Annotated in this window: 14 protein-coding genes; 1 reads left to right on the forward strand and 13 read right to left on the reverse strand. The window is 74.6% G+C overall.

The window, feature by feature from the left end; all coding sequences use genetic code 11:
- Positions 1-51: 51 nt before the first annotated feature.
- The 6 genes from H9657_RS01775 to H9657_RS01800 form a co-directional block, all read right to left on the reverse strand.
- Positions 52-357, reverse strand: a complete 306-nt coding sequence (locus H9657_RS01775) for an HGxxPAAW family protein (RefSeq protein ID WP_191779700.1) — start codon at positions 355-357, stop codon at positions 52-54.
- Between the two features lie 66 nt (positions 358-423).
- Positions 424-1,035: a Trp biosynthesis-associated membrane protein gene (locus H9657_RS01780; protein ID WP_191779702.1), complete on the reverse strand. Its 612-nt coding sequence runs from the start codon at positions 1,033-1,035 to the stop codon at positions 424-426.
- A complete protein-coding gene (locus tag H9657_RS01785) occupies positions 1,032-2,609 on the reverse strand; it encodes an anthranilate synthase component I (RefSeq protein ID WP_191779704.1) in 1,578 nt (525 codons plus the stop codon). The genes H9657_RS01780 and H9657_RS01785 overlap by 4 nt, the downstream gene beginning before the upstream one ends.
- Positions 2,606-3,019, reverse strand: coding sequence for a phosphoribosyl-AMP cyclohydrolase (gene hisI, locus H9657_RS01790; RefSeq protein WP_225214492.1), 414 nt, complete (start codon positions 3,017-3,019; stop codon positions 2,606-2,608). The genes H9657_RS01785 and hisI overlap by 4 nt, the downstream gene beginning before the upstream one ends.
- Before the next feature lie 118 nt (positions 3,020-3,137).
- A complete protein-coding gene (locus H9657_RS01795; RefSeq protein ID WP_191779964.1) occupies positions 3,138-4,931 on the reverse strand; it encodes an ABC transporter ATP-binding protein in 1,794 nt (597 codons plus the stop codon).
- 41 nt (positions 4,932-4,972) lie between these two features.
- Positions 4,973-6,802: an ABC transporter ATP-binding protein gene (locus H9657_RS01800; RefSeq protein WP_404813129.1), complete on the reverse strand. Its 1,830-nt coding sequence runs from the start codon at positions 6,800-6,802 to the stop codon at positions 4,973-4,975.
- Positions 6,803-7,029: 227 nt separating this feature from the next.
- Between H9657_RS01800 and H9657_RS01805 the strand changes: the two genes are divergently transcribed.
- On the forward strand, positions 7,030-7,662 hold the full coding sequence (locus H9657_RS01805) for a TIGR03085 family metal-binding protein (RefSeq protein WP_191779706.1): 633 nt from the start codon (positions 7,030-7,032) through the stop codon (positions 7,660-7,662).
- A gap of 69 nt (positions 7,663-7,731) precedes the next feature.
- On the opposite strand, the gene hisF is transcribed toward H9657_RS01805, so the two are convergent.
- The 7 genes from hisF to dop form a co-directional block, all read right to left on the reverse strand.
- Positions 7,732-8,502, reverse strand: coding sequence for an imidazole glycerol phosphate synthase subunit HisF (gene hisF / locus H9657_RS01810; RefSeq protein WP_191779707.1), 771 nt, complete (start codon positions 8,500-8,502; stop codon positions 7,732-7,734).
- Positions 8,499-9,368, reverse strand: coding sequence for an FKBP-type peptidyl-prolyl cis-trans isomerase (locus H9657_RS01815; RefSeq protein ID WP_318241226.1), 870 nt, complete (start codon positions 9,366-9,368; stop codon positions 8,499-8,501). Before H9657_RS01815 ends, hisF begins: the two co-directional genes overlap by 4 nt.
- 157 nt (positions 9,369-9,525) lie before the next feature.
- Positions 9,526-10,887, reverse strand: coding sequence for a Pup--protein ligase (pafA, locus tag H9657_RS01820; protein WP_191779711.1), 1,362 nt, complete (start codon positions 10,885-10,887; stop codon positions 9,526-9,528).
- 38 nt (positions 10,888-10,925) lie between these two features.
- Positions 10,926-11,660 (reverse strand): proteasome subunit alpha, encoded by a 735-nt coding sequence (prcA, locus tag H9657_RS01825; RefSeq protein WP_191779713.1) that lies wholly within the window; start codon positions 11,658-11,660, stop codon positions 10,926-10,928.
- Positions 11,657-12,487 carry a proteasome subunit beta gene (gene prcB, locus H9657_RS01830; protein WP_191779715.1) on the reverse strand — a complete coding sequence of 277 codons (831 nt, stop codon included), beginning with the start codon at positions 12,485-12,487 and terminating at the stop codon, positions 11,657-11,659. Before prcB ends, prcA begins: the two co-directional genes overlap by 4 nt.
- 6 nt (positions 12,488-12,493) lie before the next feature.
- Entirely contained in the window at positions 12,494-12,688 is a 195-nt protein-coding gene (locus H9657_RS01835; protein WP_191779717.1) for a ubiquitin-like protein Pup, read from the reverse strand.
- Between the two features lie 99 nt (positions 12,689-12,787).
- Positions 12,788-14,395, reverse strand: a complete 1,608-nt coding sequence (gene dop / locus H9657_RS01840; RefSeq protein ID WP_404813126.1) for a depupylase/deamidase Dop — start codon at positions 14,393-14,395, stop codon at positions 12,788-12,790.
- Between the last annotated feature and the right edge of the window lie 46 nt (positions 14,396-14,441).

Here is a 14,441-nt window from a genome sequence, read left to right on the forward strand (position 1 = left end):
GTGGAGACCGGTCGCACCGGCCCGGTGCGGACCGGAGGAAACCGGGTACGGTCAGTGGCCGCCGCGTCGCTGCGCGCGGGCGAGCGTCGCCGCTCCGCCCTGCCCGTGGCCCAGCAGCTGCAGGACCTTGCCCAGGACCAGGGCGACGACGATGACGCCCATGCCGACCCAGAAGAGCCAGGCGTACGTGAGGGCCACGCCCAGCGCGGCCACCACGCCTCCGAGGACGACTCCCCACGTCGTCGTCCACGCGGCGACGGTGCGCCCGTGGTTCGTCGGCGCCGTGGTCGGCGGCAGGTGCATCGTCTCGGTGCGGGTCGGGGTCTGGGAACGGTGGGCCAGCGAGTGATCGGCCATCAGAAGTACGTCCTTCGTGCTCGGTTTGCCTCACCCTATCCGAGACCGGACCGGCCGACGCGCTGGTCAGGACGGGTCGTCGCCCCGGCTGAGCGCATCCCAGTCCGAGCGCTCGTCGACGGGCCCCGCCGGACCGGTCGCGGTGGAGCCGGGACGCTCGTGGCGCCGCGACCCCTGGCGCCAGGTGCCACGCGCCCGGGCCAGGGCGACACCGAGCGCCACGACGAGCACACCCACGGCGACGGCGGCGACCGGCCCCAGCGTGGTCGTCGTCCGCGCGTCACCGGCCGCCACACCCGTGGCCTGCGCCACCGCGCCCGTCACGGCGCCGCTCGGGTCGGCGAGCACCGCGACCCCGGCCGCCGCCACGAGCACCCCGGCACCGGCCACCACGGTCGCGACGACCCAGCGACCGGCCCGTCCCACGAGCGCGGCCGCGCCGGCCGCCGCGAGCAGCACGAGCGCCGCCGCCGAGGCCTGGGGCGCGACCTCGGACCCCGCCACGGCCACGCGGACCCGACCCTCCAGCGCGCTGCTGCCCTCCGCGACCACCCACGTGGGCAGCGCCACGAGACCGACCAGCGCCGCGGCGAGCAGGAGCAGCAGCACCCACCGCCCGCGACGCGCAGGGCCGTCCGTCACCGTCGGCCGGGAGCCGGCCGTCGACGCACCCGTCACGGCACGTCGCGACGCAGGCACGCCGCGAGCTGGACCGCCCGCACGGCGGCCGCCGCCTTGTTCCGCGACTCCTCGTACTCGAGCGCGGGCACCGAGTCGGCGACGATGCCGCCGCCGGCCTGGACGCTCGCACGGCCGTCCCGGATGACCGCGGTGCGGATCGCGATGGCCATGTCCATGTCCCCGGCGAAGTCGAAGTACCCCACGGTGCCGCCGTACACGCCCCGGCGGGCCGGCTCGAGCTCGTCGATCAGCTCGATCGCCCGGGGTTTCGGCGCACCCGAGAGGGTGCCGGCGGGGAACGTCGCCACGAGCGTCTGCAGCGCCGTGGACCCCGCGCGCAGGCGGCCGACGACCGTCGAGCAGATGTGCATGATGTGCGAGAACCGGCGCACGGCCATGAACTCGACGACCTCGACGCTCGTCGGCTCGCACACCTTGACCATGTCGTTGCGCGACAGGTCGACGAGCATGATGTGCTCCGCACGCTCCTTGGGGTCGGCGAGGACCTCGTCGGCCAGCGCGCGGTCCTGCTCCGGCGTCGTGCCCCGCGGGCGGGACCCCGCGATCGGGAACGTCGTGACGTGGCCGTCGCTGACCTTCACGAGGGTCTCGGGGCTGGACCCGACGACCGAGAAGTCCCGGCCGTCCGCGTCCTGCAGCGCGAGCAGGTACATGTACGGGCTCGGGTTGACGGTCCGCAGCACGCGGTAGACGTCCAGGGGGTCCGCCGGGCAGTCCAGGTCCAGGCGCTGCGACAGCACCACCTGGAAGACGTCGCCGTCACGGATCGCCTCCTGGCCGCGCCGGACCTGCTCCTCGAACTCCTCGCGCGTGCTGCGGAACTCCAGCTCCGGCACCGTCGCGTCCGGGTCGATGACGGCGGGTGCGGGCGGCGCGGGCCGGCGCAGCGCGGCCTGCATCTCGTCCAGCCGGTGCAGCGCGTCGGCATAGGCCTCGTCGACCCGCTCGTCGGTCGCGTCGAAGTTGATCGCGTTGGCGACGAGCCACACCGACCCGTCGACGTGGTCGACGGCCGCCAGGTCCGAGGCGAGGAGCATCGTCACCTCGGGGATGCCCAGCTCCTCGGGTGCGAGCGCGCGCAGCGTCGGCTCCCAGTGCCGGACGACGTCCCAGCCGAGCACCCCCACGAGACCGCCCGTGAGCGGCGGCAGACCGTCGATGCGGGGCGTGTGCAGCACCTCGAGCGTGCGGCCCAGGACGTCGAGCACGTCGCCCTCGGTCGGCACACCGACCGGCACGTCGCCGGACCACGCGGCACGCCCGTCGCGCACCGACAGGCACGCGCGCGCGGTCACGCCGACGAAGGACCAGCGGCCCCAGGTGCCGTCCGACTCGGCGGACTCGAGCACGAACGTGCCGGGCCGTCCTGCCGCGAGCGTGCGGTACAGGCCCACGGGCGTCACGTCGTCGGCGAGGAGCCGCCGCACGACGGGCACGACGCGGCGGTCCGCGGCCAGCTCGCGGAAGTCCTCGCGCGTGGGCCAGGTCGCCCCCCAGGGCAGGTCCGTGGCGGTCGCGCGCGGCGCGGCGGAGACGGACGGCTGGGTCACGGCAGGGCTCCTCGGGAGGTCGGGGCGTCGTCGCCCGCGGACGGGTCGGACGCTGCGGGGACGACGACCGGCAGGGGGCCGCCGGCCTCGAAGCACGTGCGGGTGCCGGTGTGGCACGCCGCACCGACCTGGTCGACCGTGACGAGCAGCGCGTCGCCGTCGCAGTCGAGTGCGACCGAGCGCACGTGCTGGACGTGCCCGGACGTGTCGCCCTTGCGCCAGTACTCCTGGCGGGACCGGCTCCAGAAGGTCACGCGGCCCGTCGTCAGGGTGCGGTGCAGCGCCTCGTCGTCCATCCAGCCGAGCATGAGCACGTCCCGCGTGTCGTGCTGCTGCACGACCGCGGCGACCAGTCCGGCGTCGTCGCGACGCAGGCGCGCGGCCACGGCGGGGTCGAGGGCGCTGCGCATCTGGCGGCCGTCGGCGGTGGTGGTGGAGGGGTCGGTCTGCGGCACCCGACGATCCTGCCACGCGCGCGGGCGCGCGGTGCCACCCCGCCGCCGCGGGACGAGCGTTCGCCCGGGCCCGTCAGCGGGTCTGCGAGACCCAGGCGGAGTGCATCGCCGCGTAGTGGTCACCGCGGGCCACCAGGTCGGCGTGGGTGCCGACCTCGACGACGCGACCCGCGTGCACGACGACGACCAGGTCCGCCGCCTCCGCGGTGGACAGCCGGTGCGCGATCGTGAGCGTCGTGCGGCCGCGCGCGAGCTCGCGCAGCGCGCGTGCGATCCGCACCTCGGCGACGGGGTCCACGGCGGAGGTCGCCTCGTCGAGGAGCAGCAGGTCACCGTCCGCGAGGCGCGCACGCGCGAGCGCGACCAGCTGCCGCTCCCCCGCCGACAGCAGCTCACCGCGCTGGCCCACCGGCGTGGCCATGCCGGCCGGCAGCTCGGCGACCCAGGTGTCGAGCCCGAGCTCGGCGACGACCCGCTCGACCCGTGCCACCGCCTCCGGCGTGAGCCCACCCGTGGGGGCCTCGTCGCGCAGCCCGTACGCGACGTTCTCGGTGAGCGTGCCGTCGAAGAGGAACCCCTCCTGCGGGACCAGCACGACACGACGACGCAGGTCGGCCGACGCGATGCGGCGCAGGTCGACCCCGTCGAGGAGCACGGCCCCCGTCGTGGGGTCCATGAACCGGGCCACGAGCTTGGCCATCGTCGTCTTGCCCGATCCGGTCGCCCCCACGACGGCCACGGACGTGCCGGCCTCGACGTGCAGGTCGACGTCCCGCAGCACGGGCGGACCGTCCGGGTAGGCGTAGCCGACGTCCTGGAACGTCAGGGACGCGGGGCCCCGCGGGCTGGCGACGGCGTCGTCGCCGGGCTCGGCGACGTCGACGGGCGTCTCGAGGACCCCGAGGACGCGCCGCCACCCGGAGATGGCGTTCTGCAGCTCGTTGAGGATCTCGGTGGCCATCTGCACGGGCCCGGTGAACAGCTGGACGAGGAAGAGGAAGGCCAGGACGCGCCCGACGCTCAGGTCACCCGCGACGCCGAGCCACGTGCCGGCCACCACGACGACCGCCAGGACGAGGTTCGCGACCAGCACGCCGGACGAGAACACGACGGCCACGAGCGTCTGGGCCCGCACCATCGCGCGCCGGGTCGCAGCCACAGCGGCGTCGATCCGACGCTGCGTCCGGGCCGACACGCCGTAGGCGCGGATCGTCTCGGCGCCGACGACGGCCTCGGACACGGCACCCAGCATCGCGCCGTACCGCTCCCGGACCGCCGCGTAGCGACGGTTGACGCCCTTCTGCATCCGCGGCAGCACGACCAGCAGGGGCAGGAAGCAGGCCCACACGAGCAGCGTGAGCTGCCACGAGTAGACCGCCATGAGCGTCGTGGCCACGAAGATCTGCAGGACCGAGACGAGCAGCATGATGCCGCCCCACTGCACGAACATCGAGATCGTGTCGACGTCCGACGTCACGCGGGAGACGAGCGAACCGCGCCGCTCGCTGTTCTGCGTGAGGACCGACAGGTCGTGGACATGGCGGAACGCCCGCGTGCGCAGGGTCAGCAGACCGGCCTCGCTCGAGCGGAACAGCCGCACGTTCACCAGCGCGGAGCACGCCGCTCCCACCGCGAGACCGAGGGCCGCGACGCCGACGAGCGCCGCGGCCCGCGACACGTCGACGCCACCGGGCGCGAGGATCGCGGTGTCGACGGTCTGCTGGACCGCGATCGGCACCAGCACGCGTGCGGTCGCCGCGACCACGGCCAGCGCGAGCGTGAGAGTCAGACCGTCGAGCAGCTCGGGTGAGACCTGCGCCGCGCGGCGCAGCGTCGCGAACACGCCGAGCGTGCTCGCGGGCGCCATCCGGCTGTCCGGCGCGCCCTCCTGCCGTGCATCGGTGGTGCTCACCTGCGCCCTCCCCCGGTCGCCACGTCCTCGTCCCACACGTCCGCCGCCTCCGCGTCGGCCCGCTCCCGCACGCGCCGCTGCGACTCGCGCTCGTAGGCCGTGGCGAGCTCCCGGTAGCCCGGGTCGCGCGCCAGGAGCTCGTCGTGCGTGCCGCGGTCGACGACGCGCCCGGCCTCCACGTGCACGACCTCGTCCGCCAGCAGCACCGACGCCATGCGGTACGCGACCAGCAGGACGGTGGGGCCGCTCGCGTCGTCGTCGGCACGCAGGCCCGTGAGGATGTCGCGCTCGACGCCGGGGTCCACCGCGGAGGTCGCGTCGTCGAGCACCAGCACGCGCGGGTGCCGCACGAGCGCGCGCGCCAGCGCGAGCCGCTGACGCTGCCCGCCCGACAGGTTCGCGCCGCGCTCGCCGAGCGGTGCGTCGAGCCCGCCGGGCAGCGCCCGCACCACGTCGTCGACGCGCGCGGCAGCGAGCGCCGCCCACACCTCGTCGTCGCCGGGTGCTCCGGGGTCGCCGGGATCCGCGAGCGTCACGTTGCCGCGCACGGTGTCCTCGAACACGAACGTCGACTGGCTGACGTAGCCGACCTGCGCCGCGAGGTCGGCCGGCCGCACCTCGCGCACGTCCGTGCCGTCGAGCTTGACGACGCCCGCCGACGGGTCGACCAGGCGCGGCACCAGGCCGACGAGCGTCGACTTGCCGGCGCCGGTCGGGCCGACGACCGCGAGCGTCCGCCCGGCCTCGACCCGCAGGTCCACGCCGTGCAGCAGCTCGACCTCGCCGTCGGCGGTCGGCACCCGCAGGTCCACGCCGCGCATCTCGAGCGTCGCCCCGGGCGACGTGGCGACCCAGGGGGTCGTGCCGTCGATGGGGACGCCGGGCGCGTCCAGGACGCGTGAGATCCGGTCGTGGCCGACCAGACCGCGCGGCAGCTCGCCCAGCACCCAGCCGAAGGCGCGCACGGGGACCGCGAGCAGCGTCAGCAGGTACGCGGCCGCGACGACGTCGCCGGTGCCGATCGCGCCCGCAGCGACCCGCTGGACGCCGACCAGCAGCACCAGCAGGGTCCCGAGGTTGGGCAGCAGGTCGATCACGGGGTCGAACACCGCTCGCACGACCCCGACGCGGATGTTCGCGTCGCGCAGCGCGCGTGCCCGGTCGGTGAACCGGGCGTCCTCGCGGTCCTCCGTCCCGAGCGACTTCACCAGCGCGGCGGCCTCGAAGCTCTCGTGGGCCACGTCGGCGACCTCGGCGCGCAGCTGCTGCGCGCGGGTGATGGCCGGCGTCATGCGGCGCTGGAAGACGAGGTTCGCGACCACGGCGAGCGGCAGGACGACGAGCGCCGCGACGGCCAGCCAGACGTCGGTGCTCAGCAGCGCCGTCGTGGCGACCACGATCATCACGACCACCCCGAGCGCGAAGGGCAGCGGGTTGAACACACCCGTCGCCGCCTCGACGTCCGAGCCCGCGTTGGAGAGCAGCTGCCCCGTGGGGTGGCGCCGGTGCCACGACATCGGCAGCCGCAGGTACTGCCGGGTGACCGCGCGACGGTGGTCGGCCTGGATGTCGGCGACGCCGATCCCGGCGAAGACCCGACGCGCGGCCACGGCTCCCGCCAGGGCGAGCGCGACGACGGCGACGACGAGTCCGGCGAGCCAGATGCGGCCCTGGGCCTGCTCGGAGCCGGCGAGCGCGGGCACCACGACGCGGTCGGTCACGGCGCCGAGCACACGGCTCACCGCCACGGTCAGCGCGCCGAACAGCGCCGAGGTGCCGACGGCCGCGACGTACGTGCGCGGGTGCGCCCGCATGCCGCGCCAGATCAGGCCCACCGACCTGCGCGCGGTCGACCCGCGGAGCGCCGACCCTGCTGCCGACGCATCGGGACGCGAGGGGTCGGCGGGGGTCCGGGGGCGCGCGGGCACGGCGGTCACACTCCTGACGGGAAGGGGATGGGCGATCTTCTCACGCACGTGCGACACCGCCCGGTGGGGCCCCGCCGGGTGGCGCGCTGCGCGACGGTGCCCGTCGCGTGGCACGATCACGTGCCATGACCTGGCACGAGACCGAGCGCGACTGGCTCGCCGAGGCGCTGCGCGCCGCGGACCCGCACGACCCCACGCTCTGCGAGGGCTGGCAGGCCCGGCACCTGGCGGCCCACCTGGTGATCCGGGAGCGCCCCGCTCTGGCCGCCTCGGCGGTGCGCGGCGGTCTCGCCGCGGCCACGGAGCGCCTCGCCGCGACCGCCTCCGACCCCGCCGGCTACGCCGCGCTCGTCGACCGGTTCGCGGCACCGCCTCGGCGGTGGAGCCCGCTCGCGTGGGCGGGGGACGCGGTCAACGCCACCGAGTACTTCGTGCACACCGAGGACGTGCGCCGGGGCGCCGGGGAGCGCGCGCCGCGCGAGCTGCCCGAGGGCCTGGCGGAGGTGCTGTGGTCCCAGCTGGTGCGCATGGCCCCGCTGCGCCTGCGCGGGCTCGGCCCGGGCGTCGTGCTGGTGCGCGACGACGACGTGCGCTCGGCGGTGCACGCGCCGCGCGCCGGCCACGGGACGGTCGTGCTGCGCGGTGCCGTGGGTGAGCTCGTGCTCGCGGTGTCCGGCCGGCTGCAGGCGGCGGACGTGCGGCTCGAGGGGGCCGAGGACGACGTGACAGTGGTGCGGGACCTGCTCACCGGCCCCTGACCGTGCCGCCCCGGGCCCGCACGACGTCGGTGGCGGGGTCGGGGGCCGGGTCGGGGTCGACCGGCCGCGTCAGCGGACGACGACGCCCGCGGCCCGCAGCGCGTCCTTGACCTGCCCGATCGTCAAGGTGCCGAAGTGGAAGACGCTCGCGGCCAGCACGGCGTCGGCCCCCGCGCGGGCGGCCTCGACGAAGTGCTCCACGGTGCCCGCGCCGCCCGAGGCGATGAGGGGCACGCTCACGCGGGCCCGCACGTCGGTGATCATCGGCAGGTCGAAGCCCGCGGTCGTGCCGTCGGCGTCCATCGAGTTGAGCAGCACCTCACCGACGCCCAGCTCGACCGCGCGGTGCGCCCACTCGACGGCGTCCACGCCCGTGCCCCGGCGCCCGCCGTGGGTGGTCACCTCGTACCCCGACGGCGTGCGCGTCCCGCCCGTCGTCCGGCGGGCGTCGACCGACAGCACGAGCACCTGCGAACCGAACCGGTCGGCGATCTCGGTGATGAGCTCGGGTCGCGCGATCGCCGCCGTGTTGACGCCCACCTTGTCGGCGCCGGCGCGCAGCAGCCGGTCCACGTCGTGCGGCGACCGGACGCCCCCGCCGACGGTCAGGGGGACGAACACCTCGCCGGCGGTGCGGCGCACGACGTCGTACGTGGTCTCGCGGTCGGACGACGACGCCGAGACGTCGAGGAACGTCAGCTCGTCCGCACCCTCCGCGTCGTACCGGCGCGCGAGCTCGACCGGGTCGCCGGCGTCGCGCAGGTTCTCGAAGTTGACGCCCTTGACGACGCGTCCGGCGTCGACGTCCAGGCAGGGGATGACCCGCAGGGCGAGGCTCACGAGGCGCCCTGCGCGGGGCTGCCCGTGGCCAGGATGTCGATCACGAAGACCACCGTCTTTCCGGCCAGCTCCTCGCCGTCGGTGACGCCGAGGGGGTACGAGGGGGGGACGACGAGCATCACGCGGCTGCCGGCGGGCTGGTCGACCAGCCCCTCGGCCCAGGACGGCACGTCGGAGAGGAGGAAGGACACGGGCAGCCCGCGCTGCCACGTCGAGTCGAACAGAGCGCCGTCGTCCCAGGAGAACCCGGCGTACTGCACCGTGATGACGTCGCCCTCGGCGACCTGCGGGCCGGTGCCGCGCACCAGGGGCTCCACCACGAGGCGGTCCGGCGGCGGCGCGCCCGTGGGTGTCAGGGTCAGCGAGCCGTCGTTGCCCTCGGTCACCACGGGCAGGGTCGGGTCCGGGGTGATCGGCTGCCCCACCGCACGCGTCGGGAGCACGTCGAGCACCGTGACGGTCGGGTAGTCGGCCCCGGAGCCGCCCGGCGCGACCTGCAGCAGACGTGCGCCGACCTGCTGACCGCGCAGCGTCTCGTACAGGTCCGTCCCGAGGTCCTCGACCGTGAGCATCCGCGGCGTGGGGCTCGTGGAGTAGCTCTCCTTGACCAGGCTCGCGTCCCGCGCGTTCTCCAGCCAGAAGTCGATGAGCACCGGGGCACCGTCGACGAGCTCGGCGCCCGTGCCCGGCCAGATCGTCTCCCGGTACGTCTCGTCGACGGTCAGCGGCGTCAGGTACGTCACGGTCGGGGCCTCCCCCGCACCGCCGGTCACCGTGACCTCCGGCTCGACGGTCGTCGTCGCGGTGCACGCGGCGAGCACCAGCCCGACGAGAACCGCCACCGCCACCCGGCGAGCACCCGTCACCCACCGCACGTCCGTGCCTCCCGCGAGATCGGTCCTCCATGACGTCGCCACCGGGCCGGAAGGACCGGACCGCGCGCGACGGGGCCTCACTGTACGGCCCCGTCGGCTCACCGTGCCGCGACGTCCGACCCACGTGCCGGGTACGGCCGCGCCGCGGTCACATCGACTCGATGAGCCTGTCGACCCGCTCGTCGACGCTGCGGAACGGGTCCTTGCACAGCACCGTGCGCTGCGCCTGGTCGTTCAGCTTCAGGTGCACCCAGTCCACGGTGTAGTCGCGGCGTGCGTCCTGCGCCGCGCGGACGAAGTCCCCGCGCAGCTTCGCCCGGGTCGTCTGCGGCGGGACGGCCGTCGCCTCGAAGACGTCGAGGTCGGTGGTGACGCGCTCCACCAGCCCGCGCGCCGCCAGCAGGTTGTACAGGCCCTCGGTGCGGGAGATGTCGTGGTACGCGAGGTCGAGCCGCTGCACGCGGACGTCGGACAGCTCGAGGTCGTGCTTGGCCCGGTAGCGCTCGATCATCTGGTACTTGATGACCCAGTCCAGCTCGCGCTCGACGAGCGTCAGGTCGCCCGTGCGCAGGGCCCGCAGCCCGCGCTCCCACAGGTCGAGCAGGTGCTTGGTCTCCGGCGATGGCCCGACCTCGGCGGTGACGAAGTCGCTGACCCGCGACAGGTACTCCTCCTGCAGGTCGATCGCCGTCACCGTCCGACCCGACGCGAGGGTGACCGGCTGCTTGCCCGTCATGTCGTGGCTGATCTCGCGGATGGCCCGGATCGGGTTCTCCAGCGTCATGTCGCGCATCGTCACGCCCGCCTCGATGAGGCGCAGCAGCAGGTCGGTGGACCCGACCTTGAGCATCGTCGTCGTCTCCGACATGGACGAGTCGCCCACGATCACGTGCAGACGGCGGTAGTGCTCGGCGTCCGCGTGCGGCTCGTCGCGCGTGTTGATGATGGGCCGGGAGCGGGTCGTCGCGCTCGAGACGGCCTCCCAGATGTGGTCGGCGCGCTGCGACAGGCAGTAGACCGCTCCCCGCGGCGTGGCCAGGACCTTGCCGGCACCCGTGAGGATCTGGCGGGTGATGAGGAACGGCACGAGCACGTCGGACAGGCGCGCGAAGTCCCCCTGGCGGCGCACGAGGTAGTTCTCGTGGCAGCCGTAGGAGTTGCCCGCCGAGTCGGTGTTGTTCTTGAACAGGTGGATGCGCCCGGGCAGACCCTCGTGCTCGAGCCGCTGCTGCGCGTCCGCCACGAGACCCTCGAGGATGCGCTCACCGGCACGGTCGTGCGTGACCAGCTGGCGCCAGTCGTCGCACTCGGCGGTCGCGTACTCGGGGTGCGAGCCGACGTCGAGGTACAGCCGCGAGCCGTTGCGCAGGAAGACGTTGGACGAGCGGCCCCACGCCACCACCTTGCGGAACAGGTAGCGCGCGACCTCGTCCGCGGACAGGCCGCGGCCGTCCTGCGCCGCGCACGTGACCCCGTACTCGGTCTCCAGACCGAAGATGCGCCTGTCCATGCGTCACTCCCCGTCGCTCGTCCGCCGGCGCCGTCCCGTCAGGGTGCCGGCGGCCCGTCCCCGCCCGCCGGGGCCTGCGCCCCGCCGAGCACGTCCTCCAGCAGTGCGCCCGTCAGCCGCCGGAAGGCGCGCCGCGGCCGGGTGCGGTCCAGGACCGCCACCTCGAGCTGCGCCGCACCGAGCACCCGTGGCTCACCGTCATCGGCGGCGGAGCCCAGCACCTGCACCGCGAGCCCCAGCGCCTCCGCGAGCGTCATGCCGGGGCGCCACCCGCCACCCAGCAGACCGGCCAGACGCTCGGCCTGGCCGCCCATGACGACCCACCCGTGCTCGTCCGCCACGGAGCCGTCGTACGACAGCCGGTAGATCTGGTCACCCGCGGGCTGGCGGCCGACCTCGACGACGACCAGCTCGACCTCGAGGGGCTTGGACTCCGTGGTGAACACGGTGCCGAGCGTCTGCGCGTACGCGTTGGCGAGGCCACGCGCCGTCACGTCGACACGGTCGTAGGAGTACCCGCGCAGGTCCGCGTACCGCACGCCCGCGACCCGCAGGTTCTCGAACTCGTTGTACTTGCCGACCGCGGCGAACGCGATGCGGTCGTAGATCTCGGAGATCTTGTGCAGCGCCCGCGACGGGTTCTCGGTCGCGAACGCGATGCCGTCGTCGTACTGCAGCACCACGACGGAGCGCCCGCGCGAGATGCCCTTGCGCGCGTAGTCCGCCCGGTCCTTCATGAGCTGCTCGGGCGAGACGTAGAACGGCATGCTCATCGCGCACCCCCCTCGCGTCGTGTGCTGCGCCGGCCGTTCTCGACGGTCTCGACCGCCGCGGCGAGGTCGTCGTCCGACACCCGCAGGTAGCCCGCCTCCGTCACGGTCGCCACGACGGGCCAGATGCGGCGCGCGCGGTCGGGGCCGCCGGTCGCGGAGTCGTCGTCGGCGGCGTCGACGAGCGCCTCCACGGCGACCCGTACGGCGGTCGACGCGTCCAGCCCGGGGCGCCAGCGCTTCTTGAGGGAGCCGCGCGCGAACACGGAGCCGGAGCCCACGGCGTGGTGCTCGTGCTCCTCGTACCGCCCACCCGTCACGTCGTAGGAGAACAGCCGCCCGACGCCGTGGTCCAGGTCGTACCCGGCGAACAGCGGCACGACCGCGAGGCCCTGCATCGCCATCGCGAGGTTGCCCCGGATCATCGTCGCGAGCCGGTTCGCCTTGCCGTCGAGCGACAGCAGGCTGCCCTCGATCTTCTCGTAGTGCTCGAGCTCCAGCTGGAAGAGCCGGACCAGCTCGATGGCCAGCCCTGCGGTGCCGGCGATGCCGACGGCGGAGAACTCGTCGGCCGGGAACACCTTCTCGATGTGCCGGCTCGCGATCATCGAGCCCATCGTGGCGCGCCGGTCGCCCGCCATGACCACGCCGCCGTCGAACGCGAGCGCGACGATCGTGGTCCCGTGCGGCGCCTGCACGTCGCCCGGCGGCAGGGGGCGTCGGCCGGGCAGCAGGTCAGGGGCGTACCCCGCGAGGAAGTCGACGAAGGAGGCGGAGCCGGGTGTGGTGAAGGCGTGCGGGAGTCGGCCGGACGAGTCGTGCAGGGTCATCGGCGCTCACTGACCGCCCTTCTGGACGAACCCGCGCACGAACTGCTCGGCGTTCTGCTCGAGGACGTCGTCGATCTCCTCGAGCAGCGCGTCGACCTCCGCGTCGCGGGTCTGCGCGTTCGCCGCCGCGGGCGGCGGCGTGACCGGCTCGTCCGCCGGCTCGTCGTCCTGACGGTGCCTGACGTGATCCTGACCAGCCATGGTGACCTCCGTCCTGGGGGTCACGTCCCACGTACCCCGCGTGCCCACCCTAGGCCCAAGTCCGCCCGGCCGGGGGTGCGGGGACGAGCGTGGCGTCCGTCAGCCGCCGAGCGCCGCCAGGAGCGTCCGCGCGTCCGGGCTGCGGTCGAGGAGCTCGCCGACGTGCGCGCGCGTACCTCGCAGCGGGTCGCGCATCGGCACGCGCTGCAGCGTCTGGGCCCCGGGCACGTCGAACACCACGGAGTCCCAGCTCGCGGCGGAGATCTGGCCGCCGTAGCGCGCGACCGCCTCGCCGCGGAAGTACGCGCGCGTGTCCTGAGGCGGGTGAATGACGGCGTCCTCGACCTGCTCGGGGGTCACCAGCAGCTCGACGGCACCTGCCGCGACGAGCCGGTGGTAGAGACCCCGCTCGGGGCGGACGTCGGACCACTGCAGGTCGACGGCGGCCAGGCGCGGGTGGTCCCACGCGAGCTGGTCGCGCCGGCGCATGCCGTCGAGCAGCCGCAGCTTGGCGAGCCACTCGACCTCCCGGGCGCACGACGCCGGGTCCTCGCCCAGGCGGTGCAGCAGGGACTCCCAGCGGTCGAGCACGTCGCGCGTCTGCTCGTCCGGCGGCCCACCGACGGCGTCGAGCGCGCTGCGCACCGCCGCCAGGTACTCGGCCTGCACCTCCAGGGCCGTCAGCCGCCGACCGTCGGCCAGCTCGAGGCGCTCGGTGAGGGACAGGTCGTGGCTCACCCGGTGCACGGCCTGCACGGGATCCCGCAGCGCGAGGCGGTCGATGCTCCGGGCGATCCCGCGGGCCGCACCGCCCTCCTGCGCCTGCTCCACGAGCCACAGCACGAGCGACGTCGTCCCGAGCCGCAGGTACGTCGCGACCTCGAGCATCGTGGCGTCGCCGATGATCACGTGCAGCCGGCGCCAGCGGGCCGGGTCGGCGTGGGGCTCGTCGCGCGTGTTGACGATCGGGCGGCGCAGCGTCGTCTCCAGGCCCACCTCGGCCTCGATGTAGTCGGCACGCTGCGAGAGCTGGAAGCCCGGGTGCTCGGCGCGCTGCCCCAGGCCCACGCGGCCGGCACCGGTGAACACCTGGCGTGTCACGAGGAACGGCGTGAGGCGCGCCGCGAGGTCGCCGAACGGCACCGCGCGGTCGACGAGGTAGTTCTCGTGGGTGCCATAGGTGGCGCCCTTGCCGTCGACGTTGTTCTTGTAGAGGTTGACGTCCGGCAGGGCCGCGTTGGCGGCGAGCCGCCGCACGGATTCGAGCATGACGAGCTCGCCCGCGCGGTCCCAGCGCACGGCGTCGAGCGGCGTCGTGACCTCGGGCGACGAGTACTCCGGGTGCGCGTGGTCGACGTAGAGCCGCGCGCCGTTGGTGAGGATGACGTTGGCCGCTCCGGGGTCCTCGTACTCCTCGACCGCCGAGCGCGGCATCTCCTGCGGCCCGTTGCCCGAGGGCACGGCGACGCTCGGCGAGTCCGTGAGCATCGACGGGTGCGCGGCCGCACGGTCCAGGTGGAAGCCCCGGGCGTCGTGCAGCGGGTCCTCGTCGTCGTAGTCCCAGCGTGCGCGCACGCGCCCGGCCTCGCGCGCCGCGCCGTGCACGGCCACGACGTGGCTCGACAGGAGCATCGGGTTGGCCAGCGGACGCCCCGGCTGCAGGACGCCGTACTCCGTCTCGATCCCCATCACGCGCCGCACGGTCACGGCGCCCACCCTAGGCGCCGTGCTGCCCACCGGCGCCCCGTGCCCA

It is taken from the genome of Cellulomonas avistercoris, from assembly GCF_014836445.1.
GTDB classification, from domain to species: Bacteria; Actinomycetota; Actinomycetes; order Actinomycetales; family Cellulomonadaceae; genus Cellulomonas; species Cellulomonas avistercoris.

Coding starts and splice junctions, on each gene's coding strand:
- H9657_RS01835 (WP_191779717.1), bottom strand. CDS start 12,688: ATGGCTGGTCAGGATCACGTCAGGCACCGTCAGGACGACGAGCCGGCG.
- pafA (WP_191779711.1), bottom strand. CDS start 10,887: ATGGACAGGCGCATCTTCGGTCTGGAGACCGAGTACGGGGTCACGTGC.
- H9657_RS01805 (WP_191779706.1), top strand. CDS start 7,030: ATGACCTGGCACGAGACCGAGCGCGACTGGCTCGCCGAGGCGCTGCGC.
- prcB (WP_191779715.1), bottom strand. CDS start 12,487: ATGACCCTGCACGACTCGTCCGGCCGACTCCCGCACGCCTTCACCACA.
- H9657_RS01795 (WP_191779964.1), bottom strand. CDS start 4,931: ATGGCGCCCGCGAGCACGCTCGGCGTGTTCGCGACGCTGCGCCGCGCG.
- hisI (WP_225214492.1), bottom strand. CDS start 3,019: ATGCGCAGCGCCCTCGACCCCGCCGTGGCCGCGCGCCTGCGTCGCGAC.
- H9657_RS01775 (WP_191779700.1), bottom strand. CDS start 357: ATGGCCGATCACTCGCTGGCCCACCGTTCCCAGACCCCGACCCGCACC.
- prcA (WP_191779713.1), bottom strand. CDS start 11,660: ATGAGCATGCCGTTCTACGTCTCGCCCGAGCAGCTCATGAAGGACCGG.